Origin of the sequence: Arthrobacter sp. V1I7 (assembly GCF_030817015.1) — a bacterium.
Classification (GTDB): Bacteria; Actinomycetota; Actinomycetes; order Actinomycetales; family Micrococcaceae; genus Arthrobacter.
On record NZ_JAUSYS010000001.1, the window covers coordinates 3,742,334 to 3,764,552 of the forward strand.

Annotated in this window: 20 protein-coding genes and 1 tRNA gene; 11 read left to right on the forward strand and 10 right to left on the reverse strand. The window is 66.4% G+C overall.

The annotated features are described in order from the left end of the window. The first annotated feature begins 6 nt into the window (after positions 1-6). From QFZ69_RS17150 to rbsD, 4 genes are all read left to right on the forward strand, one after another. On the forward strand, positions 7-978 hold the full coding sequence (locus QFZ69_RS17150; RefSeq protein WP_306913045.1) for an ABC transporter permease: 972 nt from the start codon (positions 7-9) through the stop codon (positions 976-978). Positions 979-1,043: 65 nt separating this feature from the next. After that, a complete protein-coding gene (locus tag QFZ69_RS17155; RefSeq protein WP_306913047.1) occupies positions 1,044-1,988 on the forward strand; it encodes a substrate-binding domain-containing protein in 945 nt (314 codons plus the stop codon). Continuing rightward, complete coding sequence (locus tag QFZ69_RS17160) at positions 1,985-2,911, forward strand: ribokinase (RefSeq protein ID WP_306913049.1); 927 nt, start codon at positions 1,985-1,987, stop codon at positions 2,909-2,911. Before QFZ69_RS17155 ends, QFZ69_RS17160 begins: the two co-directional genes overlap by 4 nt. After that, on the forward strand, positions 2,908-3,291 hold the full coding sequence (gene rbsD, locus QFZ69_RS17165; RefSeq protein ID WP_306913051.1) for a D-ribose pyranase: 384 nt from the start codon (positions 2,908-2,910) through the stop codon (positions 3,289-3,291). The genes QFZ69_RS17160 and rbsD overlap by 4 nt, the downstream gene beginning before the upstream one ends. A gap of 164 nt (positions 3,292-3,455) precedes the next feature. On the opposite strand, the gene sucD is transcribed toward rbsD, so the two are convergent. From sucD to QFZ69_RS17185, 4 genes are all read right to left on the reverse strand, one after another. Next, positions 3,456-4,358: a succinate--CoA ligase subunit alpha gene (sucD, locus tag QFZ69_RS17170; RefSeq protein ID WP_018776033.1), complete on the reverse strand. Its 903-nt coding sequence runs from the start codon at positions 4,356-4,358 to the stop codon at positions 3,456-3,458. A gap of 26 nt (positions 4,359-4,384) precedes the next feature. Beyond that, the gene (gene sucC / locus QFZ69_RS17175) at positions 4,385-5,551 is read right to left on the reverse strand and encodes an ADP-forming succinate--CoA ligase subunit beta (protein ID WP_306913056.1); all 1,167 of its coding nucleotides are present in this window, start codon (positions 5,549-5,551) and stop codon (positions 4,385-4,387) included. Positions 5,552-5,932: 381 nt separating this feature from the next. Further along, entirely contained in the window at positions 5,933-8,446 is a 2,514-nt protein-coding gene (gene pcrA, locus QFZ69_RS17180; RefSeq protein ID WP_373461715.1) for a DNA helicase PcrA, read from the reverse strand. Between the two features lie 670 nt (positions 8,447-9,116). Continuing rightward, complete coding sequence (locus tag QFZ69_RS17185) at positions 9,117-9,974, reverse strand: inositol monophosphatase family protein (RefSeq protein ID WP_306913060.1); 858 nt, start codon at positions 9,972-9,974, stop codon at positions 9,117-9,119. 78 nt (positions 9,975-10,052) lie between these two features. Here QFZ69_RS17185 and QFZ69_RS17190 point away from each other — a divergent pair, with 78 nt between their 5' ends. Continuing rightward, complete coding sequence (locus QFZ69_RS17190) at positions 10,053-10,706, forward strand: hypothetical protein (RefSeq protein ID WP_306913062.1); 654 nt, start codon at positions 10,053-10,055, stop codon at positions 10,704-10,706. Positions 10,707-10,877: 171 nt separating this feature from the next. On the opposite strand, the gene QFZ69_RS17195 is transcribed toward QFZ69_RS17190, so the two are convergent. Then, on the reverse strand, positions 10,878-11,900 hold the full coding sequence (locus QFZ69_RS17195; protein WP_306913063.1) for a hypothetical protein: 1,023 nt from the start codon (positions 11,898-11,900) through the stop codon (positions 10,878-10,880). A gap of 208 nt (positions 11,901-12,108) precedes the next feature. Here QFZ69_RS17195 and QFZ69_RS17200 point away from each other — a divergent pair, with 208 nt between their 5' ends. Continuing rightward, positions 12,109-12,297 carry a hypothetical protein gene (locus QFZ69_RS17200; RefSeq protein WP_306913065.1) on the forward strand — a complete coding sequence of 63 codons (189 nt, stop codon included), beginning with the start codon at positions 12,109-12,111 and terminating at the stop codon, positions 12,295-12,297. A gap of 71 nt (positions 12,298-12,368) precedes the next feature. On the opposite strand, the gene QFZ69_RS17205 is transcribed toward QFZ69_RS17200, so the two are convergent. The 3 genes from QFZ69_RS17205 to QFZ69_RS17215 all read right to left on the reverse strand — a co-directional run bounded on the left by QFZ69_RS17205 (position 12,369) and on the right by QFZ69_RS17215 (position 15,601). Then, positions 12,369-13,892: a bifunctional diguanylate cyclase/phosphodiesterase gene (locus tag QFZ69_RS17205; protein WP_306913066.1), complete on the reverse strand. Its 1,524-nt coding sequence runs from the start codon at positions 13,890-13,892 to the stop codon at positions 12,369-12,371. Then, a complete protein-coding gene (locus tag QFZ69_RS17210) occupies positions 13,882-14,484 on the reverse strand; it encodes a hypothetical protein (RefSeq protein ID WP_306913069.1) in 603 nt (200 codons plus the stop codon). The genes QFZ69_RS17205 and QFZ69_RS17210 overlap by 11 nt, the downstream gene beginning before the upstream one ends. A gap of 337 nt (positions 14,485-14,821) precedes the next feature. Next, a complete protein-coding gene (locus tag QFZ69_RS17215; protein WP_306913071.1) occupies positions 14,822-15,601 on the reverse strand; it encodes a DUF998 domain-containing protein in 780 nt (259 codons plus the stop codon). An 86-nt stretch (positions 15,602-15,687) separates the two neighbouring features. Between QFZ69_RS17215 and QFZ69_RS17220 the strand changes: the two genes are divergently transcribed. From QFZ69_RS17220 to QFZ69_RS17230, 3 genes are all read left to right on the forward strand, one after another. Further along, positions 15,688-15,760 (forward strand) — tRNA-Arg (locus QFZ69_RS17220). A 1-nt stretch (position 15,761) separates the two neighbouring features. Further along, positions 15,762-16,259, forward strand: a complete 498-nt coding sequence (locus tag QFZ69_RS17225; RefSeq protein WP_306913073.1) for a DUF6314 family protein — start codon at positions 15,762-15,764, stop codon at positions 16,257-16,259. Then, positions 16,256-16,660 carry an NUDIX domain-containing protein gene (locus tag QFZ69_RS17230; protein ID WP_306913075.1) on the forward strand — a complete coding sequence of 135 codons (405 nt, stop codon included), beginning with the start codon at positions 16,256-16,258 and terminating at the stop codon, positions 16,658-16,660. The genes QFZ69_RS17225 and QFZ69_RS17230 overlap by 4 nt, the downstream gene beginning before the upstream one ends. A 49-nt stretch (positions 16,661-16,709) precedes the next feature. Here the strand turns inward: QFZ69_RS17230 and QFZ69_RS17235 are convergent, their stop codons facing one another. Next, entirely contained in the window at positions 16,710-18,623 is a 1,914-nt protein-coding gene (locus tag QFZ69_RS17235) for an ABC transporter ATP-binding protein (RefSeq protein WP_306913077.1), read from the reverse strand. After that, positions 18,620-20,338, reverse strand: coding sequence for an ABC-F family ATP-binding cassette domain-containing protein (locus QFZ69_RS17240; RefSeq protein WP_306913079.1), 1,719 nt, complete (start codon positions 20,336-20,338; stop codon positions 18,620-18,622). The genes QFZ69_RS17235 and QFZ69_RS17240 overlap by 4 nt, the downstream gene beginning before the upstream one ends. 235 nt (positions 20,339-20,573) lie before the next feature. On the opposite strand from QFZ69_RS17240, the gene QFZ69_RS17245 reads away from it, so the two are divergent. Both QFZ69_RS17245 and QFZ69_RS17250 read left to right on the forward strand, forming a co-directional pair. Further along, the gene (locus QFZ69_RS17245; RefSeq protein ID WP_306913080.1) at positions 20,574-21,347 is read left to right on the forward strand and encodes a hypothetical protein; all 774 of its coding nucleotides are present in this window, start codon (positions 20,574-20,576) and stop codon (positions 21,345-21,347) included. Next, positions 21,344-22,075, forward strand: coding sequence for a hypothetical protein (locus QFZ69_RS17250; protein ID WP_306913081.1), 732 nt, complete (start codon positions 21,344-21,346; stop codon positions 22,073-22,075). Before QFZ69_RS17245 ends, QFZ69_RS17250 begins: the two co-directional genes overlap by 4 nt. The last annotated feature ends 144 nt before the right edge of the window (positions 22,076-22,219 follow it).

A 22,219-nucleotide genomic window follows, 5' to 3' on the forward strand; every position in this document is an offset into this window, starting at 1 on the left:
ACCACAATGTCCATAGCCTCCCAGGCCCGGCCTAAGCCAGGCTTCGACATCAAGAAGTTCCTGGCCAACAATGGCGCCCTGGTGGGCCTGTTGGTCCTGGCCCTCGCGCTGTTCATCATCACCCCGGATTTCCTCACCGGCCCGAACCTCCTGAATATCGGCATTCAGGTTTCCACCGTTGCCATCCTCGCGTTCGGCATGACCTTCGTCATTGTGGCCGGCGGGATTGACCTTTCAGTGGGCTCAGTAGCAGCCCTCAGCGCCATGGTCTCCGGATACATGTTCGTTTCCTCGGGACTCCCTGGCGGGCTCGCACTCTTGATCGGCCTGCTGACGGGCCTGGTGGTTGGCATGGTCAGCGGCCTTGCCAGTTCCTACGGAAAACTGCCATCGTTCATCGCCACTTTGGCCATGCTCAGCATCGCCCGCGGCCTGACGCTCGTCATCTCGGACGGAAAGCCGATCAGAACCGCTCCGGAAGTTTCCTTTCTCGGCGGAAGCATTGGCCCCGTCCCCACACCCATCATTGTGATGGTCATCGCTGCCGGAATCGCCTCCTTCATCCTGAACCGAATGGTCATTGGCCGCTCCATGTATGCCGTTGGCGGCAATGCCGAGGCTGCCAGGCTTTCCGGCCTGCCAGTCAAGCAAATCACGGTGACCGTGTTCGCTTTGGCCGGGCTGTTCGCTGCCTTGGCCGGCCTGCTGCTCGCCGGCCGCTTGGACTCAGCCCAGCCGCAGGCTGCTGCGGGCTATGAACTTGACGCCATTGCCGCCGTCGTCATCGGTGGAGCATCGCTGGCAGGTGGTCTCGGGAGAATCTCCGGAACCATCGTCGGAGCACTCGTGCTCGTGGTCATCCGCAATGGCCTGAACCTGCTGAACGTCACATCGTTCTGGCAGCAGGTAGTGATCGGCCTGGTCATTGCCCTGGCCGTCGGCATCGACGTTCTTCGCCGTAAAACCCGCTCCAGTTAGCAACCTCCCACGACATTCATCCCCCCGCAGCAAACAACCTCCCCAAGAAAAAAGAGGAAAGAACAATGAAGCTCTCACTCCCCCGCACTGTGGCCCTTGCAGCCACTGCCGCAATGCTCCTCACAGGAGCCACCGCCTGCAACCGAGGCGGCGATTCTGCCACCGGCAGCAATCCGAAAGCAGTTCTGGCCCTTTCCACCTTGAACAACCCGTTCTTTGTTGAGGTCCGCGATGGCGCCTTGGCCGCTGCTAAGACGGCCAACATCCAGCTGGATGTTGTTGATGCCCAGAACGATTCAGCCACCCAGGCCAATCAGCTGGCCAACGCCCAGACGGCCGGCGCGAAAGCCGTGATCGTCAACCCGGTCGATTCAGACGCGGCCTCGACATCCGTATCGGCCCTGACCAAGGCAAGCATTCCAGTCGTGGCCGTGGACCGCACGGTTAACGGCGTGACCCTGAGCTCGCTCGTGGCCAGCGACAACGTCGCCGGCGGCAAGCAGGCTGCCATTGAACTCGCCACTGCATTGGGCGAGAAGGGCAGCATCATCGTCCTCCAGGGTGTTGCCGGAACCTCCGCCAGCCGCGACCGCGGCGCCGGTTTCACTGAGGGCATGAAGGCATTCCCGGACATCAAGATCGTGGCTCAGCAGACCGCCAACTTTGACCGGACTGCGGCCCTGGATGTCACCACCAACCTGTTGCAGGCCAACCCCGGCGTCACCGGTGTTTTCGCCGAGAATGACGAAATGGCTTTGGGCGCAGTCCAGGCTCTCGGCGCCAAAGCAGGTGCCGACGTCAAGGTCGTAGGCTTTGACGGAACCACGGATGGGCTTGCAGCCATCAAGAAGGGCACCCTGGTCGCCAGTATTGCCCAGCAGCCGGCGAAATTGGGGCAGCTGGCAGTCGAGCAGATCGCCAAGATCGTCAAGGGTGAAAACGTTGAAGCGACCGTACCGGTAAGCGTTGTCACCGTGAACAAAGCCAACGTTGGCGAATTCAGCAAGTGACAGAACAGCAGGCCGGGAAAGTCACCGTAGTCGGTTCCATCAACATTGATCAGGTGGTCCGGGTTGAGCGTCATCCACTCCCGGGCGAGACCCTGCTGGGCAGCTCCATTATGCTGCTGCCCGGCGGCAAGGGCGCCAACCAGGCCGTGGCCGCCGCTCAGTTAGGGGCCACGGTGCGCCTCGTCGGAGCGGTGGGAAACGATTCAGGCGCCGCCCTTGCCACAAGCCTGCTGAGCAAGGCGGGCGTGGATCTCGGTGCCCTCAGGACTGTGGACGGGCCAACCGGACTGGCGCTCATCTGTGTAGCGGACGGCGGCGAAAACACCATCGTGGTCATCCCCGGGGCCAACGCCTCGATGGACGCTCAAGCCGTTCAGGCTGCTGCGGCGCAGATAGCGGAAGCCGCCGTCGTGGTTCTGCAAGGTGAAATCCCGGCCGCCGGAATCGCGGCGGCGGCCGCGCTGGCGTCGGGCCGGGTGCTCTTGAATCTGGCTCCGGTTGTGTCCATTGACGCTGCCGTCATCCGCTCGGCAAATCCCCTGGTGGTCAATGAACACGAGGGCGCATTGGTACTTGCACAGTTGACTCCCGGTGCCGTGGCACCGGCTGACGACGAGGAACTCGTCGGTGCGCTCCGGTCGCAGGGCATCGCTTCAGTCGTGCTGACCAGAGGCCCCCTCGGCGCGATTTGTTCGGACGACGCCGGCACCTTCCTCGTGCCTGCCCCGCGGGTCAGCGCTGTGGACAGCTCCGGCGCAGGCGATGCATTTGTCGGCGCGCTCAGCGTCCGCCTGGCTGCCGGAGAGTCGCTGCTGGACGCTTCGGCCTTTGCGGCCAAAGTCGGCGCCTTCGCGGTGCAGGGCCACGGAACCCAGCCTTCGTACCCGAAGCTGTCCGATCTCCTTCCGGAGCCGGCGCAGTGAAGCGCGGCGGAATTCTGCATGCCGAGCTCAACGCGGCCTTGAGCCGCCTGGGGCACGGAGATCTGGTGCTGTTGGCGGACTGCGGCATGCCGGCGCCCGCCGGTGTTCCGGTGGTGGATCTGGCACTGGTCCATGGTGTGCCCCGCTTCGAACAAGTACTGACTGCTCTCCTTGACGATCTCGTCTTTGAAGACAGCGTCATGGCCCAGGAGGTCCGCGGCACCGAGGCGGAAGGGTGGGTCAGCAGCCGCTTTGAGCAGGTGAGCCACGTCAGCCACCAGGAGCTCAAGGAGCTGTCCGGCTCTGCCAAACTGTTCATCCGGACGGGCGAGGCAACCCCGTATGCCAACGTTCTGCTTAAATGCGGCGTCCCCTTCTAAATTGATTTGCGCTTAAAGTTCGACGGCGGCTGCTCACCTTCCCGGGGAAGGCGAGCAGCCGCCGTCGTGCTTAAACAAACAACGCGGGGTCACTTGCGCCCATCCTCGTTGTGGAGTGGGCAGTCAGTGACCCCGCGCTGCGGTGCTGCTTTGGTGCTGCGGACCTAGAGGGTGGCGAAGACTTCGCGCAGGAGCTTGGCGGTCTCGGACGGCGTCTTGCCGACCTTGACGCCGGCAGCCTCGAGGGCTTCCTTCTTGGCCTGCGCGGTGCCCGCGGAACCCGAGACGATGGCGCCTGCGTGGCCCATGGTCTTGCCTTCCGGAGCGGTGAAGCCTGCCACGTAGCCGACGACCGGCTTGGTGACATGTGCCTTGATGTAGTCGGCGGCACGTTCCTCGGCGTCGCCGCCGATTTCGCCGATCATGACGATCGCCTTGGTCTCCGGGTCGGCTTCGAACGCCTCGAGGGCATCGATGTGGGTGGTGCCGATGACCGGGTCGCCGCCGATGCCGATGGCGGTGGAGAAGCCGAGGTCGCGCAGTTCGTACATCATCTGGTAGGTCAGGGTGCCCGATTTGGAGACGAGGCCGATGGGGCCCTTGCCCGTGATGTTCGCCGGGGTGATGCCGACGAGGGCCTCCCCCGGGGTGATGATGCCGGGGCAGTTCGGTCCGATGATGCGGGTGACCTGCTTGCCGTTGGCGTCGACCTTGGACTGGGCCAGTGCCCAGAACTCGGCAGAGTCCTGGACCGGCACGCCTTCGGTGATGACGACGACCAGGCCGATGCCGGCCTCGATGGCCTCGACGACGGCGTCCTTGGTGAACGCCGGCGGGACGAAGACGATGGAAACGTCAGCGCCGGTCTCGGCCATGGCTTCCTTGACGGTGCCGAAGACTGTGATCTCGGTGTCGCCGTGCAGGACCGTGGTGCCGGCCTTACGGGCGTTGACGCCGCCAACAACGTTGGTGCCGGCCTTCAGCATCAGGGCGGTGTGCTTGGTGCCTTCGCCGCCGGTGATGCCCTGGACGATGACCTTGGAGTCCTTGTTCAGATAAATAGACATGATTAAGTCGCCTTACTTCCCGGTGCTTACTTCGAGTTGGCGAGCTCGGCAGCCTTGTCGGCGCCCTCGTCCATGGTGGCGGCCAGAGTGACCAGCGGGTGGTTGGCCTCGGCCAGGATGCGGCGGCCTTCCTCAACGTTGTTGCCGTCGAGGCGGACTACCAGCGGCTTGTTCGCGGAGTGGCCCAGCTCGGCCAGTGCACCGACGATGCCCTTGGCGACGGCGTCGCAGGCGGTGATGCCGCCGAAGACGTTGACGAAGACGGACTTGACCTGCGGGTCACCCAGGATGACGTCGAGGCCTGCTGCCATGACCTCGGCGGAAGCTCCACCGCCGATGTCCAGGAAGTTGGCGGGCTTGACGTTGCCGTGGTTCTCGCCGGCGTAAGCGACGACGTCGAGCGTGGACATGACCAGGCCGGCGCCGTTACCGATGATGCCGACTTCGCCGTCCAGCTTGACGTAATTGAGGTCCTGCGCCTTGGCCTTGGCCTCCAGCGGGTCAGCAGCGTCCTTGTCTTCAAGGTGGGCGTGCTTGGGGTGGCGGAAGTCGGCGTTCTCGTCGAGGGAGACCTTGCCGTCGAGCGCAACGATGTCGCCCGCCCCGGTCAGGACCAGCGGGTTGACCTCCACGAGGGTGGCGTCTTCCTTCTTGAAAACGTCCCAGAGCTTCAGGATTACGCCGGCGACCTGGCCGCGCAGTTCCGCCGCGAAGCCTGCAGCGGCGACGATTTCGTCGGCCTTGGCCTGGTCGATGCCGACGGCCGGGTCGATCGCGATCTTGGCCAGGGCTTCGGGCCGCTCAACGGCGAGCTGCTCGATTTCCATGCCGCCTTCAACCGAGCACATGGCCAGGTAGTTGCGGTTTGCCCGGTCCAGCAGGACGGAGAAGTAGTATTCCTCGGCGATGTCCGCACCCTGGGCAACCATGACACGGTGGACGGTGTGGCCCTTGATGTCCATGCCGAGGATGTTGGTGGAGTGTTCAAATGCCTCGTCGGCGGTCTTGACGACCTTGACGCCGCCGGCTTTGCCGCGGCCTCCGGCCTTGACCTGGGCCTTTACGACAGTTACGCCGCCGATTTTCTCGGCAGCTGCCTTTGCTTCTTCAGGGGTGTGCGCCACGATGCCAGCAAGCACGGGTACACCGTGCGCCTCGAACATATCGCGCGCCTGATATTCAAACAGGTCCACGGTTTAGTGTCCTTCTACGTCGAAGTAGTTTCTGTACAGCCGGACCCCACGTTCTCGCGGTTACCGGGCTGCGGAATAAACGCACCCTGCGACAGGCTTGGAAACGAGCCACACGGCGCAATGCTCCTCTTTCGAACTCTAGCCCTTTCTTTCGAGGAGCCCGTTCCAGAGTACCGGTTATGTGAGTAACGACACTATTCTATGGAGCGTAGAAAAACAGCTAGATTACGGGGTTTTTGAGGCCTCCGGCGGCGCCGGGGACGTTCGTTTCCCGGCGTCGCAGATTGATTCGTAACCGTCTCGTCCGGGGACGAAAACACTGCCCCCAGACGTTTCCGCAGGCGGCGCCGCCCTGGCGAGCGAAGCGCATCGGTTAGGTGGTTACACGTCGATTTTGGTGAGCGGGGCGTAGCGCAGCAGGAGCCGCTTCTCGCCGACGTCGAACTTCACCTTGGCCACCGTCTTGTCGCCGGCGCCTTCGACGGCCAGGACGGTGCCGTTGCCGAAGCTCGTGTGGTTGACCTTGTCCCCCACGCTGACGGCAACGACTTCCTTCTGCGGCTGCACCCGGTTCTTGGCGATGGCGGCCGGGACGTCGGCGTTGAAGCCCGCTGACGGGCTGGCCTCCGCGCCGCGGGCAGTGCCGGCGCCCCAGAACGATCCGCCGTAGCGGCTGGAACCGACGGCGGCACCGCTCCCCCAGCCGCCGCTCTGCCGGGAGGAGCCTTCCCGCTTCCACTCCACAAGCTCGGCCGGGATCTCCTCGATGAACTGGCTGGCCGGGTTGTACTGGCTTTGGCCCCACATGCTGCGCACCTCGGAACGGGTCAGGTACAGGCGCTTCCGGGCCCGGGTCAGGCCGACGTAGGCCAGCCGGCGTTCCTCCGCCAGTTCCTTCGGGTCGGTGGCGGAGCGCTGGTGCGGGAACAGCCCGTGCTCCATGCCGGTCAGGAACACCACCGGGAATTCCAGGCCCTTGGCCGTGTGCAGGGTCATCAGGGTCACGACGCCGAGCCGCTTGGCTTCGGCGACGGCGGCAGCCAGCTCGTCGGCGGTCCCCGCCGGCGCATCCGGGATCTGGTCGGCGTCGGCCACGAGGGAGACCCCTTCCAGGAAGGCCCCGAGCGACCCTTCCGGGTTATCGCGCTCGTATTCGCGTACGACGGCGACGAGCTCGGCGAGGTTCTCCACCCGGGACTCGTCCTGCGGGTCGGTGCTGGACCGCAGCGTTGCGAGATAGCCGGTTTGTTCGAGGACTGCTTCCAGGGCTGCGGCCGCCCCCGACCCGGTGGCCACCTCGGCGAGGTCGTCAAGCAGCTTTATGAAGCCCTGTACTGCGTTGACGGAACGGGTCGCCATGCCGGGAGCCTTGTCGGCGCGGCGGGCGGCTGCCATAAAGGAGATCCGGTCGCGCTGCGCGAGGGAGGCCACTGCCCCTTCGGCCCGGTCGCCGATGCCGCGTTTGGGCTCATTGAGGATGCGGCGCAGGTTGACGTCGTCGTCCGGGTTGACCAGCACCCGGAGGTAGGCGAGCGCGTCCTTGATTTCCTTGCGCTCGTAGAAGCGGGTTCCGCCGACCACCTTGTACGGGAGCCCGACCCGCACCAGCACGTCCTCGATCGAGCGGGACTGGGCGTTGGTGCGGTAGAAGATGGCGACGTCGCCGGGGCGCAGCTCGCCCTCGTCCTGCAGCCGGTCGATTTCCTTGGCGATGAACTGGGCTTCGTCGTGTTCGTTCTCGCCGACATAGCCGACGATCTTCTCGCCGTCGCCCTCCGCCGTCCAGAGGCGCTTCTCCGGCCGATTGGGGTTGCGGGAGATGACCGAGTTGGCGGCGCTGAGGATGGTCTGGGTGGAGCGGTAGTTCTGTTCCAGCTTGATGGTCCGGGCGTCCGGGTAGTCCTTTTCGAACTCCACTATGTTGCGGATGTCCGCACCGCGGAAGGCGTAGATGGACTGATCGGAATCGCCGACGACCGTCAGTTCGGCGGCGCCGGGGCCTTCGCCGACGATCTCGCGGACCAGGGCGTACTGGGCGTGGTTGGTGTCCTGGTATTCGTCGACCAGGACGTGCCGGAAGCGGCGCCGGTAGGAGTCGGCGAGCGCCGGGAAGGCCCGGAACATGTAGACGGTCTCGGCGATCAGGTCATCGAAGTCCATGGCGTTGGCCTGGCGCAGTCGCTGCGTGTAGCCCTCGAAGACCTCGGCGACAGCCCGCTCGAAGGGGTCGTTGTAGTTGGCGCTGGAGGAGTAGCTGTCGGCGTCGATCAGCTCGTTCTTGAGTGCCGAAATCTTGTGCCGGATCGCCTTGGGGGCGAAGCGCTTCGGGTCAATGTCCAGGTTCTTGGCCACGAGCGTGATCAGGCGCAGTGAGTCAGCAGAATCGTAGATCGAGAAGTTGGAGTTCAGGCCGACATTCTTGGCTTCGCGGCGCAGGATCCGGACACAGGAGGAGTGGAACGTGGAGATCCACATCGTCTTGGCCCGGCCGCCAACCAGGGCCTCGACCCGCTCCCGCATTTCGGCCGCGGCCTTGTTGGTGAAGGTGATCGCGAGGATCTCGCCGTGGTGCGCCCGCCGGGTGGCGATGAGGTAGGCGATGCGGTTACTCAGAACGCGGGTCTTGCCCGAGCCGGCGCCGGCGACGATCAGCAGGGCACCGCCGGCGTGCTTGACCGCTTCTTCCTGCTGCGGGTTCAGGCCCACCAGGAGCTCGTCGGCGCCGGGGAGCTGGGGCCGGTCCGGGTCCCCTGCGTGCCCGCGGTCGGAGCCCTTGGGCATCCATCCGGCACCGGAACCCACGGCTGCCGTGCCTGTTCCGGCGGAGGATTTGGTGGCCATCGCCGTCCTGGAGGCAGCTTGGAAGGGTCCGTCGGCGAAAGGGGCAAACAACATATCCATGGTGTTAACAAGTCTAGGCGGTGCCGCTGACAGCGGCGTCCGCCCCTCGGGACATGCCCTCCCCTGCCTGCAGCCAGTGGACATGTGCCCACTATGTCCAGTCCTCGCAGCCAAGAATGCGCATGTCCCACGGCGGTGGTGCCGAGGAATGAGCATGTCCCGTGGCGGGAGGTGGCGGTGGAGGTGGCGGTGGCGCCGAGGAATGAGCATGTCCCGTGGCGGGAGGTGGCGGTGGAGGTGGCGGTGGCGCCGAGGAATGAGCATGTCCCGTGGCGGTGGCGGTGGCGGTGGCGAGGAATGAGCATGTCCCGTGGCGGTGGCGGTGGCGGTGGCGCCGAGGAATGAGCATGTCCCGTGGCGGTGGCGGTGGCGAGGAATGAGCATGTCCCGTGGGGACGTGGCGCCGAGGAATGAAGCATGTCCAGCGCACACCGAGACTTTGCATGCATGCCGGGCTTGCAGGACTCGGGCGCAGGTTTGGGCATGTCCCCTTCTGGCCCGCTGCATGGGACATGCCCATGGCGCGACCGGCCCCGGATGAACATGCCCGCCCCTGTCTGCGACCACTGGACATAGCGGCACCATGTCCATGCCCCGTGGCCAAGAATGGGCATGTCCCACGGGCAGGGTGCGTGTTCACGGGCGGCGTGTGTAACGGCAGGTGCTAGCCGACGGAGCCTGATTCGAGGGCGGCACGGAGCTCCTGCACCGCCGTCGTTCCTCCCGCGAGGAACCATTCGAGTCCGTTGACCCGGACGACGTCGGCCGCACCCCCGGCGGCGAGGACGATCGCCTTCCCGGGTAGCCAGTCCCATTCCGGACAGCTGTGCTGGAACCAGCAGCCCAGCTCTCCGTCGGCCACGCGGCTGAGGTCGCACGAGCCCGAGCCGAACATCCGCAGCGCCGCGGCGGACGTTGCAGCGGCATGCCACGGCATCGCGCACATCGGATCCGCGAGCCAGCTGGGATGGATGTAGGTGGCGGCTCCGAGTTCCGCGAGCGGGATGTTCGAGCGGCCCGAACCGTCGGCTCCACGGGGTGCGAAGCTGGTCAGCCGTTCCCCATTGAGCGTCGCGGCCCGGGCGGTCCCGCCCAGCCAAAGCTTGTCCTCCTCCGGCTGGAAGACCGCGCCCAGCAGCACCCCGGAGGAGTCTTTCAACGCGATCGCCGAGCACCAGTATGTCGATCCGTGCAGGAAGTTATAGGTTCCATCTACCGGGTCGATAACCCAGGTGCGGCCGCTGGTGCCCGCCACGGAGGCGCCCTCCTCACCGAGGATGCCGTCGTCTGGACGGCAGCGCCGGAGCTGTTCCAGGACATAGGCCTCAGCGGCGTGGTCAGCGGCGGTGACAACATCCGAGATGGAGGTCTTCTGCTGGCTTTCCAGCCCGGCCTGCCTCATCAGCAGTGCCAGCTGCCCGGCTTCCCGCACGAGAGCTTCGGCGAGTTGGTAGTCATCCACTCCGGGGTCCAGATCTGCAGTGCTGTGCCGGCCGAGCCGGTGTTTTCCTAGTTCGGTCACGCGTTCCAGCCTATCGGCGGCTGGTGGCGGTGAACAGGCAGCGCCGGCCTGGCCGCTGGGCCGGGAGATAATGGAGCCATGGCCAAGACTCCCGCACAGCGAATCAAGAAGCACGGCGCCAAAGCAGTCGTGCCACAGCATGAGCTGCCGCCGGTGATCAATCCCAGCACCAGCCGGACGCCGCAGAAAGCGCAAAGCAACAGCAATTTGATCCTGATCGCCGGCGTCGTCGCCAGCCTGTTCCTGTTCTGGTACCTCCACCTGCTCACCCTGAACCAGCTCACCCAGCTCTCCGGCGGCCTGGCCATGCCGGACTCTCTGATCGGAGGCTTCGACCAGGGCTTCGTGGAGCGGCTGCGAACCGCAATGGATCAGGACGCCCGTGGGCAGCTCAACTACATTCATAAGACGGCGGGCACGCTCTTCCCCCTGATCTTCGGCTTCAGCTGGCTGCTGCTGATCGGAACGAACGTGGCGCGAAAGCCCTTGCGCTGGGCGCTCTGGGCCGTTCCGCTGCTCTTTGCCGCCGTGCGGCTGTGGGGCAATGCGGCCATTGACGCCGTGATGTCCGCCGAGACGGTCGACGCCGGCCAGGTTGCTCTCGCGTCCGGGCTCACGGTAGCCGGTTGGGTGCTGCTGGTGCTCAGCCTCCTGACCGGTGCCGCAGCGGTGTTCCTGGGCCGGAAGTCCTCCTCGCCCGCGGCCCAAACCACCGAACATGCCCAGCCCTAATCCCGAGCACCACAGGACATGCCAGCCCTAATCCCGACCACCACGGGACATGCCCAGCCCTCGTCGCTACCACTGGACATAGTCCCACTATGTCCATCCGTGGCGGGACCCGGAGGGCATGTCCCCCGGAATGAGCACGCTCGGGCCGCCAGGCACGCTCGGGCGTCACGCTCAGGCTTCGGTTGCGAGGAACCCCCGGGCCAGGTCGGCACGCTGCTGGGCGCCTGCCCTGTCGAAGTGCTGCGCGGCCTCCAACAGGTGTCGCTCAGCTGCAGGGGCATTCCCCAGGGCCTTGTACGCCCGCCCAAGCAGGAGGCATGATTCCCCCATCGTCTGCGGTGGGAGGACGTCATCATTGCTGCACAAACCTTCCAGCAGCTCGACCGCCGCTGCCGGGTCCCCGGCCAGATAATTCCAGTGTCCTCGGTTCAGCTTGAGCAGCAGGAGGATTTCTTCGCTTCCACCAATGACATCCGTTGCCAGTTCAGCCCGTTCGATGCAGCGGAGGGTGGCCGCGTCGGCCACATCCGCAGCGAGCCGCATGGCAGCCGAGGCGTTGTTGAATTTAGCCCACACATTCAGGTTTCGTGCGGGGGAAAACGTAGCTGCGGCCAGCTCGTGGTATTCAAGGCCGGCGTCGACTCTGCTGTTCAGGAATGCGGCGTTTCCGATGGCCCAATATGCCTTGCCCAGCAACTGATCATCGACTTCAACCGAGATGATCTGCGCGAGATGAAGGCTCTCCGCCCACGCCTCGTCAAGCCGGCCACTCTCGCCCAGTGCTGCGATCAAAGCCAAGCGGGCCGTCACATTGATTTCGATGTCGGCCTCGTCTGTCATCAGCTCGGCGCCCGCCCGCGCCTCGTCCGCAGCCCTTTCGAGAAGACCGGCCCCTTGCCACGCCTTGGACAGGAGAATGCGTACCCTCGCCTGCAGTTGCAAGCCGGTGGGGAGCGGTTCGCGGATCAGCGCTTCGGCGACCTCCGCGCATGCCTCGAACTGTCCGGCCGCCAGAAGGCTTTCGGCCCGAAAGAACGTCATATTCCACCACGAGTCGGCGTCGCCGTCATTTAGGGCAAGCTCCGCAGCGCTGCCAGCGCTGGTGGCGGCGTCGCCATAATCGTGGCTGGCCCACTGGTCGCGGGCGCGCAGTTCTGCGGCGACGTAGGAGGGCGAGACAGAGTTTTGTTGCATGATTCATTATCCGTTGCCCCGGAAGTGAAATTGAACAGAGCGCACAAGCAGTACCGGCACAGGGTTGGCGCAGGATTGGCGCAGTTCACCCGCGTTAGCGCAGGCTTCCGAATTCGCCCACTAACTCTTAACCGCTGGCGCCTTTGAGCTTCTATACTGATCTCGCATCATGGGTCACATCAGCCACGTAAGTATCAGGAGTTATTTTATGAAGAAATCTCTCGCGATCCTCCTAGTCGCCGGCGCGCTGGCTGTTACAGGCGTTTCAGCCACAGCAGCCGTTTCGGCATCCGGCGGCACCGCCGACAACACTTCCGTGGCAGGTCCGGGCTGGTGGCCGGACGCCAAGCCGCAGGCAGGTCCGGGCTGGTGGCCGGACGCCAAGCCGAGCGTCTAGTCTCGGGGGCAACAAGCCTGGCGGTGGGTGTCGGATTCACGTCCGATACCCACCGCTTTTTGTGCCTGGCGCTATTTCCCTTGGCCGATCATCTCGGCGAGTTTGGCGGCAGGGGCGGGTCGGCCAAAGTAGTAGCCCTGGCCGCTGGCACAGCCCAGCCGTACCAGCTCTGCGGCCTGCTCCGCCGTCTCGATGCCTTCGGCGACTGCCTTGAGGCCGCACGCATGGATAAGGTGCAGCACCGCTTCGACGACGTTCCCCTGTTGTTCGTCGGCGCCCAGCCCGTCGATCAGGCTGCGGTCGATTTTAACGACGTTGACGGGCAGTTTGCGGAGGTAGCTGATGGAGGAATAGCCGGTGCCGAAGTCGTCGATTTCCAGCTGCACGCCGAGCCGCCGCAGCCCGCTCAGGGAGTATTTGTCCACGTCTCCGCCGTTGACAGCCATCGATTCGGTCAGCTCGACAACGAGGTTCGCCGCGTCAACGCCGGTTTCACGGAGGATGTCGCGGACGTGTTCGATCAGGTCCAGGTTTTGCAGTTCGGTGGTCGAGATGTTGACCCGGACGTTGAAACTGGGGTCCAGATTCAGCTCTAGCTGCCAGTCCCGCAGCTGACGCACCGCAGTCCTGAGGACCCAGTGGCCAAGATCCACGATCATGCCGGTCTCTTCGGCCAGCGGAATGAACTGGTCCGGCATGAGCAGGCCTCGGCTTGGGTGGTTCCACCGCACGAGCGCCTCGACGCCTTCGATCCTGCCGCTCGCGAGCTCCACTACCGGCTGGTAGTGCAGGGTGAGCTGGTCCTGGCGGATTGCTTCGCGCATTTCCGTGATCATCACGCTCTGGAGCCGGCGAGCGTACAGCAGGGCGGGTTCGAACACCTTGATGCTGCCGTGTAGCTGGGCCTTGGCCGCATACATGGCGGTATCGGCTTCCATGACCAGTTCGTCGACCGACTGCCCGGGCTCGGCAACCCGCAGGCCGATGCTCGTGCCACAGGTGACCCGCAGGTCCCCGACGTCGAGGCTCTCGCTGAGGGCCCTAAGGATCCTGTTGGCCACCCGCCGCGCCCGGACGAGTGTCGATTTGGGCAGCATGACGGCGAACTCGTCGCCGCCGAGGCGGGCGACGGTATCCGTCTCGCGCACCGAGTCCTGCAGCCGCCGGGCGATCATCCGGAGGACGTCGTCGCCCGCGCTGTGTCCCAGCGTGTCGTTGATGCCCTTGAACGAGTCCAGATCGAGGATCAGCAGCGCCGGAGGCATCTCACCCCTCGAGGTCTCTGCAAGGGCATGGCTCAACACGGAATTGAGGGCCGTTCGGTTGGCCAGTTGCGTCAACGGGTCCGTCAGTGCCATCCGCTCAAGCTCAACCTGGGCATCACGCAGCATCGCCGTGCGGCTCTCAACGCGCTGTTCGAGCTCCTGGTAGATGGTCTGCAGGTCGTCCGCCATGAGGTTGATACCGGTAATGACGGCAGCGACGTCGTCCCGGGCACCCGAGTGCGGGATCCTGGTGCTCAGGTCACCGCTGGCTATCCGGACTATGCCCTCTACAAGGGCATGCAGTCTGGGGTCCGGAGGATCAGTGCTCACTAGCGTATTGCCCCAACCACTCGAGTGCTTCGGCCTCGGACGTGAAGAACTGCGCTGGAATCGTCTCGGTTTTCGAGCGCAGCAGATAGTGCGCGATGACGCGGTCCACCGGACTTTCTCCGACCAGGGCGAAGGCGGAGGCAGCAATGGATGACACGTAAACCTTCCTTGCCTCGACGCTGACTCCGACTACTCCGGTAATGACAAGCATCACCGGCACTCGCCTGCCGTTGGCAAGGGCACGGACCGCCGCCCCGGCAACCCGTGCTTCGGCACCCGCGATTTCCTCGTTGGGGGGAAGTGTGACTAGAATCATGCCGCGCTCAAGGGCGCGCACCCCGATAGGGGCCGCCACGCCGGCGTTCCCCGCCACGACCCCGACAAGGGCCGCCACGCCGGCCATCGCCTTGCCAATTCCCGCCGCGCCAATCATCGCCGCGCCAATCCCTGACGCGACAGGCCCCGCCGCGCCGGCCACCACGGCGCCGGCGGTGGCGTCAGGGCCGGGAGCCGGGGAAAGTGCGGGTGCGGTGGCCGCCGTCGGGCCTTCGGGGAGCCGCTCATCGGGCGCGGCGAGGGCTTCAACTGTCATCGGACTGCAGTCCCCCGGCATCGGTCCCCGAAGGCAGTCGCTGCATCCAGACGCGGCGAGACTCGCTGATCAAACATCCGTCCCCCTAGACTACGAAATCGGCAACCCGGCACACTAGAGACTGCTCGCGCACGAACTGCCGGAACATTCCGGTGAGTGCCCTCATGATAATGCAAGCCACCGCACTTATGAGACATAAGACACCAAACGTTGCCCATGGTCATCCGGAGGGCAGCGCCCGGACACCCAAGGCGGCCAATGGCACAATGCCGCGGACGCCTGCCGCTGCGCTCCGATGGCGCTCCGGACTGGCTCCGACCGCGCTCCGACCGCCGCCCTAACGCTGCGCGGTGGCCCCGCTGCGCGCCCGCTGCCGCGCAACTGCCGAGCTCCGGACCCGCTGGGCGACCACCAGGCCCTCTGCAGCCATGCCGACGGTGATGGGGTATCCCATCAGCCGCTCCAGGGTTCCCGGCTCCGGTACGGCCAACCCGGTCACTCCAGCCGTGATGACCGCGCCCAGGGACACGCCACCGCAGACCAGAATGAACCAGCCCAGCGCCGTCTGCCGGACCCAGAGCCAGCCCAGGAGCAGTAGGGCCAACGCTCCGGCCACGAAGTACATCACCGCCCCGGCGTCGTGCCAGCCGGAGCCGACATCCTCCGGCACCAGTCCCACAATGACGGTTCCGGCCCCGGCGGTGAAACTGAGCAGCCGTGCGGCCAGCGCTGTGCGCGACGGCGAGCGACGGCCCGGGCGCCGCTGGATCCGGACGCCTGTCCGCGCCGCGACGCACAGCAGGGCCGAGCTCAACAGCCAAGCCCCAACCATCATGCCGACGCCCTGCACCACGAACGAGGCGTTCATCAGCAGGTGGGCCGGGGAGCACACGTTCCGGCCGTCGAACACGCCGCAGCCCACGGCGCCGAGATCGCTGATGTAGCCCGTCCGGCGGCTGTAGGGTTCCGGCCCGGCCCACGCGCCGATGACGGCCGCCTCGGCCACGAAATACTGCAGCACGCTGAGCAGGGCCAGGGCTCCGAGGTAGAACCTTGTGGATGCCACATCCGGGATGTAGAGAACGTCTTCCGGGGCGTCTGAGGCTGGGGCTGTCATGCCAAGAGCGTAGTACGGGCCCTCACCTTGTATGCTTATATCCGTGTCCGAACGGGCCGGCCAGCGGCCGGCCAGCGAAGACGCCCGCCCTCGTAGCTCAGTGGATAGAGCACGGCTCTCCTAAAGCCGGTGTCGTTGGTTCGATTCCAATCGAGGGCACTTGAATTCGCCAGCATCGGGCACCGCTCCGGACTTCGACCTCCGCGCCTATCTGCAGGGCAGCTGGAGCGTGGAACGCACGCTGCTGGACCGGTCCACCGGCACCCGCGGAACCTTCACCGGCGTCGCGCGCTTCACTCCCGTCACCGGCCCCGACGACGACGACGGCGCCCTCCACTTCCGTGAGGAAGGCACCTTCGTCTGGACTTCCACCAGCGGCGCTCCCTTCACCGCACCGGCCAGCCGGGAGTATTTGCTGCGCCCTTCCGGTTCCCGCGGCACGATGGACATGTTCTTTGCCGACGGCCGCCCCTTCCACCGCATGGGGTTCGGCACTGACAGCAGCCACGCGCAGCACTGGTGCGATCCGGACAGCTACCGGGTGGGCTACACCCTGATCGGGCCCGACGAATTCCGCTACCGCTGGGACGTCACCGGCCCGGCCAAGGACCAACTGCTCGAATCCGTGTTGCGCCGAGCCCCAGGCCCGGACGCGTGAACGCACTCATTGTGGTCTCCGCCGTCTGCGTCTTCGACGACGCCGGACGCCTCCTGACCGTCCGTAAACGCGGCACCGACAAGTTCATGCATCCCGGCGGCAAGCCCGAGGCGGGCGAGAGCCCTGCCCAGACCGCGTCCCGCGAGCTCGAAGAAGAGGTCGGGATCGTGCTGGCGCCGGAGGCGTTGGCGCTGCTGGGCACCTGGCTCGCGGACGCCGCCAACGAGGCGGCCACCCAGATCGAGGCCACGGTCTTCACCGCGCCCGGCGTCTGGAGTGCCCGGCCCTCAGCGGAGATCGCCGAGATCCGGTGGCTGGACCTGGCCGCCGAACTGCCGGATGATCTCGCCCCGCTGCTCACCGACCACGTGCTGCCCGCCCTGACAGCCGGCGGCCGGTAAACCTCCGGACACCGGGCCTCCGACCCCTGGCCCGGCCGGAGCTCCAGGACTAGTGCTCCGGCACGGCCTCTTCGGCCACCGCCGTCGCCTCGGCGAACTGGGTCCGGTACAGCTCCGCGTAGCGGCCGTCCGCGGCGAGCAGCTCGGTGTGGGTTCCCCGCTCCACGATGGCACCGTCCTCCACCACCAGAATCGCGTCCGCGGCGCGGATCGTGGAGAGCCGGTGCGCGATCACGACGGCGGTGCGGCCCTCCAGCGCGGCCCCGAGGGCCTCCTGCACCGCGGCTTCGTTGGTGGAGTCCAGCGCGGCCGTGGCCTCGTCCAGGATCACCACGCGCGGCTGCGCAATCAGCAGGCGCGCGATCGTCAGGCGCTGCCGTTCGCCGCCGGAGAGCCGGTAACCGCGCTCCCCCACCACGGTGTCCAGGCCATCGGGAAGGGACCGGATCATGTATTCGAGCCGGGCGCGGCGCAGCACGTCCCACATCTGCTCCTCGGTGGCGTCCGGGCGGGCCAGGCGCAGGTTTGAGGCGATGCTTTCGTGGAACAGGTGTCCGTCCTGCGTCACCATGCCGAGGGTCTGGCGCATTGAATCGAAGGTGAGGTCGCGGACATCAACGCCGCTGCCGGGCCCGGTGCCGCCGAAGCGGACGGCGCCGGAATCGACGTCGTACAGCCGCGAAAGCAGCTGCGCGATGGTGGACTTGCCGGCGCCCGAGGAGCCCACCAGGGCGACGGTCTGGCCGGGTTCGACCCGGAAGCTGATTCCGTGCAGCACCTCTTCGCCGCCGCGGGTGTCCAGCGTGGACACGTCCTCCAGCGAGGCGAGCGACACCTTGTCCGCCGCGGGGTACGCGAAGCGGACGTCGTCGAACTCGACCGAGAGCGGGCCAGCAGGCGAAGGAACCGCGTCCGGCTTCTGCTGGATGAGCGGCTTGAGGTCCAGGATCTCAAAGACCCGCTCGAAGCTGACCAGCGCGCTCATGATCTCCACCCGGGCGTTGGAGAGCGCGGTGAGCGGCGCGTAAAGGCGCGTCAGGAGCAGGGCCAGCACGACGACGTCGCCGGCGGCCAGCTGCCCCTGCAGCGCCAGGAAGCCGCCGAGGCCGTAGACCAGCGCAAGGGCCAGGGCCGAGACGAGCGTCAGGGCGGTCACGAAGGTGAACTGCAGCATCGCAGTCCGGACGCCGATGTCCCGCACCCGTCCCGCCCGGACGGCGAACTCGCGGGACTCCTCGTCGGGACGGCCGAAGAGCTTCACCAGGGTGGCGCCGGGGGCGGAGAACCGCTCGGTCATCTGGGTGCCCATCGCGGCGTTGTGCTCCGCGGCTTCGCGGCGCAGGTCGGCCAGCTTGGAGCCCATCCGGCGGGCCGGGATCAGGAAGATCGGCAGCAGGATCATGGCGAGCACGGTCACGAGCCAGGACTTGCCCAGCATCACCACCAGCGTCAGGGCGAGGGCCACGACGTTGCTGACGACGCCGGACAGGGTTCCGGCGAAGGCCGACTGCGCCCCGATCACGTCGTTGTTCAGCCGGCTGACCAGGGCCCCGGTGCGGGTGCGGGTAAAGAAGGCGATCGGCATCTTCTGCACGTGGTCGAAGACCTTAGTGCGGAGGTCCACAATCACGCCTTCGCCGATCGTGGAAGACAGCCAGCGGGTGACGAGTCCCAGCCCGGCCTCGGCGACCGCCACGATGGCGATCAGGACGGCCAGCCAGACCACGACGTCGGTGCCGGCGCCGGCGATGATCGCGTCCACGACCTGGCCGGCGAGGACCGGGGTGGCGACGGCCAGCACGGCCATCAGGATCGACAGCAGGACGAAGGCGATCAGCTTGCCCTTATGCGGACGGGCAAAGCCGAGAACGCGCTTGAGCGTCTCCTTCGAGAACGGCTTGGAGCCGCTCGAGGCGCGCGTGATGTTGTAGAGGGAGCTCCAGGCCACCCGGTCCATGCTCATGGGTTGTTGCCTTTCGGGGCGGTGCCTCGTCCGCTGGGTGCGCCAGTCCGGGAGCCGGGTGCGGGGTCGGCAGCAGTCAGCAGCTCGGTGACGACGCCGTTTTCCACGTCCCAGCGCGCGTCCAGGCGCACGTTCTCCAGCAGCCGGCGGTCGTGGGTGACCAGCAGCAGCGCGCCGTCGTAGCTTTCGAGGGCTTCCTCGAGCTGTTCGATCGCGGGCAGGTCAAGGTGGTTGGTGGGTTCGTCGAGGACGAGCAGGTTCACGCCGCGGGCCTGCAGCAGCGCCAGGGCGGCCCGGGTGCGTTCTCCCGGCGAGAGCGAGTCGACCGGGCGGGACGTGTGGTCCGCCTTGAGCCCGAACTTGGCCAGCAGGGTGCGGACTTCGGCCGACGTCAGGTCCGTGAGCACGGCTTCGACGGCATCGCCCAGCTTCAGCGCACCGGCCAGCAGCCCGCGGGCCTGGTCGATCTCGCCCACGGCCACCGAGGCGCCCATGGAGGCCTCGCCGGAATCGGGCCGCTGCACGCCGAGCAGAAGGCGCAGCAGGGTGGACTTGCCGGCCCCGTTGGGCCCCGTGATGCCGATCCGTTCACCCGCGTTCAGCTGCAGGTTCACCGGTCCCAGGCTGAAGTCCCCCTGGCGGGCCACGGCGTCGCGCAGTGTCGATACGACGGCGCTGGACCGCGGGGCCTGGCCGATGCTGAATTGCAGCTGCCACTCCTTGCGGGGCTCTTCGACTTCTTCGAGGCGGGCGATGCGGGATTCCATCTGCCGGACCTTCTGGCCCTGTTTCTCCGAGGATTCGGTGCTGGCCGCGCGCCGGATCTTGTCATTGTCCGGGTTTTTCTTCATGGCGTTCCGGACGCCCTGGGAGCTCCATTCACGTTGGGTCCGGGCCCGGGAAACGAGGTCCGCCTTGGTGTTCGCATACTCCTCGTAGCGTTCCCGGGCGTGCCGGCGGGCGACGGCGCGCTCCTCCAGGTACGCCTCGTAGCCGCCGTCGTAGACGGCCACCGAGTTCTGCGCCAGGTCCAGTTCCACGATGGTGGTCACGCAGCGGGCGAGGAATTCGCGGTCGTGCGAGACCAGGACCACGCCGCCGCGCAGGCCCTGCACGAAGGCTTCGAGTTTGGCGAGGCCGTTCAGGTCCAGGTCATTGGTGGGTTCATCCAGGAGCACGACATCGAAGCGGCTCAGCAGCAGGGCCGCCAGTGCCACCCTGGCGGCCTGGCCGCCGGAGAGCCCGGTCATCCCGGCATCGGGTCCCACGTCGAGGCCAAGGTCGGCGAGCACCGGCGGGATGCGGTCCTCCAGGTCGGCGGCGCCGGACGCCATCCAGCGGTCGAAGGCAAGGGAGTAGGCGTCGTCGGCGCCCGGGGCCCCCGAGCCGAGGGCCTCCGCGGTGGACTCCATCTCGAGGGTCGCCCGGGCGCACCCGGTGCGGCGGGCAATATATCCGCCCACTGTTTCGCCGGCGAGGCGTTCGTGTTCCTGCGGCAGCCAGCCCACGAAGGCGTCCGCGGGGGCCAGGCTGACGGTGCCCTCCTGCGGCGCGTCGACGCCGGCCAGCAGCCGGAGCAGGGTGGATTTGCCCGCCCCGTTGGCGCCCACGACGCCAACCACGTCGCCCGGCGCGACAGTCAGGGAAAGTTTTGAGAAGAGGGTGCGGTGGTCGTGACCACCGGAAAGGTCTTTGGCAACAAGGGTTGCAGTCATTAGTCCATCCTCTCACCGTGGCCCAAACCGGGCCCCCGCAGGCGTATCCCCTAACGGCAGTCAACACCGGGCAGAAAGGAACCCGCTGGTCCGGACTTGGGGGGTGTACGGACCAGCGGGTTCGACCATTTAGCATAGTTGAATCAGGTCCTCCCGTAAAATCCGCCCCGGAAGATCCCCTGCGCCAGCGCACGACCATTGCCGCCCGCCCCACCGAGCCCGCAGGAAGCCGTAGATGCCCTTACCAGCCAAAGCGTTTCAACTCTGGCTTCTTAGTGTTGCTCCGACGGCAAGCACCGCGGATATCTGCAGGATCTCCGGCATCAAGCGCACCACCCTTGCCCAGCAACTGGTGCGCGGAAAGGTGGCGGAAACCACCCTCGTCAGCATCAGCCGGGCCTTGGGGCTCAGTCCCTTGGCGGCTTTGGGCTCCTTTGCGAACTACTCGGAACTTGCGGGGGAACCGCAGCCGCCCACCGCCTCCGAGCTCGTCAGCCAGATCGCCACGCTGGACCTGCTGCGAGCCGTCATCGAGCGCTCCTCCCTTGCGCACGGGGGCCTCGGGGACGGGGCCGCCGGGGAAGGACACCCCGGGGAGGGGCATGCCGCCCCGCCTGCCCTCAGCCCCGCCCCGCATGCGACCTCGGTGCGGAACTGGGTGGACGCGATCGACGACGGCGAGCTGCGGCACCGGGTGTCGGCAGCCACCGGCGTTGCACCCCAAAACTTCTCGGCGCAGTTGACGGCGAACCGGCTCTCCCCGGAGCTAGCCGTCGCCACCGCGCGCGCGGCAGGGGTAGGATTCACGGGCGGACTCGTCGCTACCGGTCTTATCACCGAGGAAGAGGCCGGCTGGGCGCCGGGGGCGAAGCAATCAGCCCTGGACGCGCTCTCGGACGGTGAGCTGACAGCGCTGGCCGGCGAGCGCCTGCAAATACTGGGAAAGACCCTCCGCCGCCAGGAGCATGAACAAGCACAAACAGAAAAGATTTGGGAGAACCTCGGATGATCGCAATCCTGCAATGGACCACGCTGGCGGTCTGCGCCATTATGGCCATCGCCCGGGCCCCCAGCGCACTGCGGGGTGAGAACAGATCGCTGTTCTTCATCTACGCCCTTATGACGGTGGCGATCCTGCTGAGCCTGACAGGCCCGTACGTCGCCGTCGACCAGGCCCTGGGCGGCACCAACCTGGCCAACCTCATCCTCCGCTTCATCATCTTCGGCGCCATTCTGGCCCTCGGCCTCCGGGTGGCACGGGGCTTCGGTGCCGACGACGCTCTGCGGCTCATCACCGGGCGGCCGGGAATCGCAGTACTGGGAGCAGCCTCGGTGACAGTGCTGGTGGTCTTTCTGCTGATGGACACAGAAGGGTCCTCCGCCGGGATGGCGGCGGTGTCCGCCAAAGACGACCACCATGCCGCATTGGTGGAGTACTACGGGGCAGCGGGCCGACTCTACCCCGCGTACGTGACCCTCGCCCTGCTGCCGGCCATGCTTCGGACTCTCGCCAGCAGGCTGCCGCCCCTGGTGCGGCTCAGCGCGGGTTTCCTTGCCGTTGGATCGGTTGCCATCACCCTGAGCCTGCTGTCCCCGATAATCCCGCCCGAGCTGGGATACCTGCGCTTCCTGTTCAACTACTCCGCCATCCTCAGCCTCGTCCTAGGCCTTGCCCTGATCTGGCTCGGGAAGATAGTGGCGAAGCGGGCTCCGAAGAAGCAGACTAGCCGCAATTGATAGGGGTCAGCGTTCCGGGGTCCTTGGCCCCGCCGGCCTGGGCGCTCGGACAGCATCTGGCCAACTATTCGGCGGTCCTGGGCTACGTGCTGGTTCGCCGGGCTGATTGCCCAGCCGCGCGGCACCGCCGACGCAACAATTCGC

Coding starts and splice junctions, on each gene's coding strand:
- QFZ69_RS17190 (WP_306913062.1), top strand. CDS start 10,053: ATGGCCAAGACTCCCGCACAGCGAATCAAGAAGCACGGCGCCAAAGCA.
- sucD (WP_018776033.1), bottom strand. CDS start 4,358: ATGTCTATTTATCTGAACAAGGACTCCAAGGTCATCGTCCAGGGCATC.
- QFZ69_RS17235 (WP_306913077.1), bottom strand. CDS start 18,623: ATGAGCATGGACCGGGTGGCCTGGAGCTCCCTCTACAACATCACGCGC.
- QFZ69_RS17155 (WP_306913047.1), top strand. CDS start 1,044: ATGAAGCTCTCACTCCCCCGCACTGTGGCCCTTGCAGCCACTGCCGCA.
- QFZ69_RS17200 (WP_306913065.1), top strand. CDS start 12,109: ATGAAGAAATCTCTCGCGATCCTCCTAGTCGCCGGCGCGCTGGCTGTT.
- QFZ69_RS17240 (WP_306913079.1), bottom strand. CDS start 20,338: ATGACTGCAACCCTTGTTGCCAAAGACCTTTCCGGTGGTCACGACCAC.
- QFZ69_RS17195 (WP_306913063.1), bottom strand. CDS start 11,900: ATGCAACAAAACTCTGTCTCGCCCTCCTACGTCGCCGCAGAACTGCGC.
- QFZ69_RS17210 (WP_306913069.1), bottom strand. CDS start 14,484: ATGACAGTTGAAGCCCTCGCCGCGCCCGATGAGCGGCTCCCCGAAGGC.
- QFZ69_RS17215 (WP_306913071.1), bottom strand. CDS start 15,601: ATGACAGCCCCAGCCTCAGACGCCCCGGAAGACGTTCTCTACATCCCG.
- QFZ69_RS17150 (WP_306913045.1), top strand. CDS start 7: ATGTCCATAGCCTCCCAGGCCCGGCCTAAGCCAGGCTTCGACATCAAG.
- pcrA (WP_373461715.1), bottom strand. CDS start 8,446: ATGTTGTTTGCCCCTTTCGCCGACGGACCCTTCCAAGCTGCCTCCAGG.
- QFZ69_RS17245 (WP_306913080.1), top strand. CDS start 20,574: ATGCCCTTACCAGCCAAAGCGTTTCAACTCTGGCTTCTTAGTGTTGCT.
- QFZ69_RS17250 (WP_306913081.1), top strand. CDS start 21,344: ATGATCGCAATCCTGCAATGGACCACGCTGGCGGTCTGCGCCATTATG.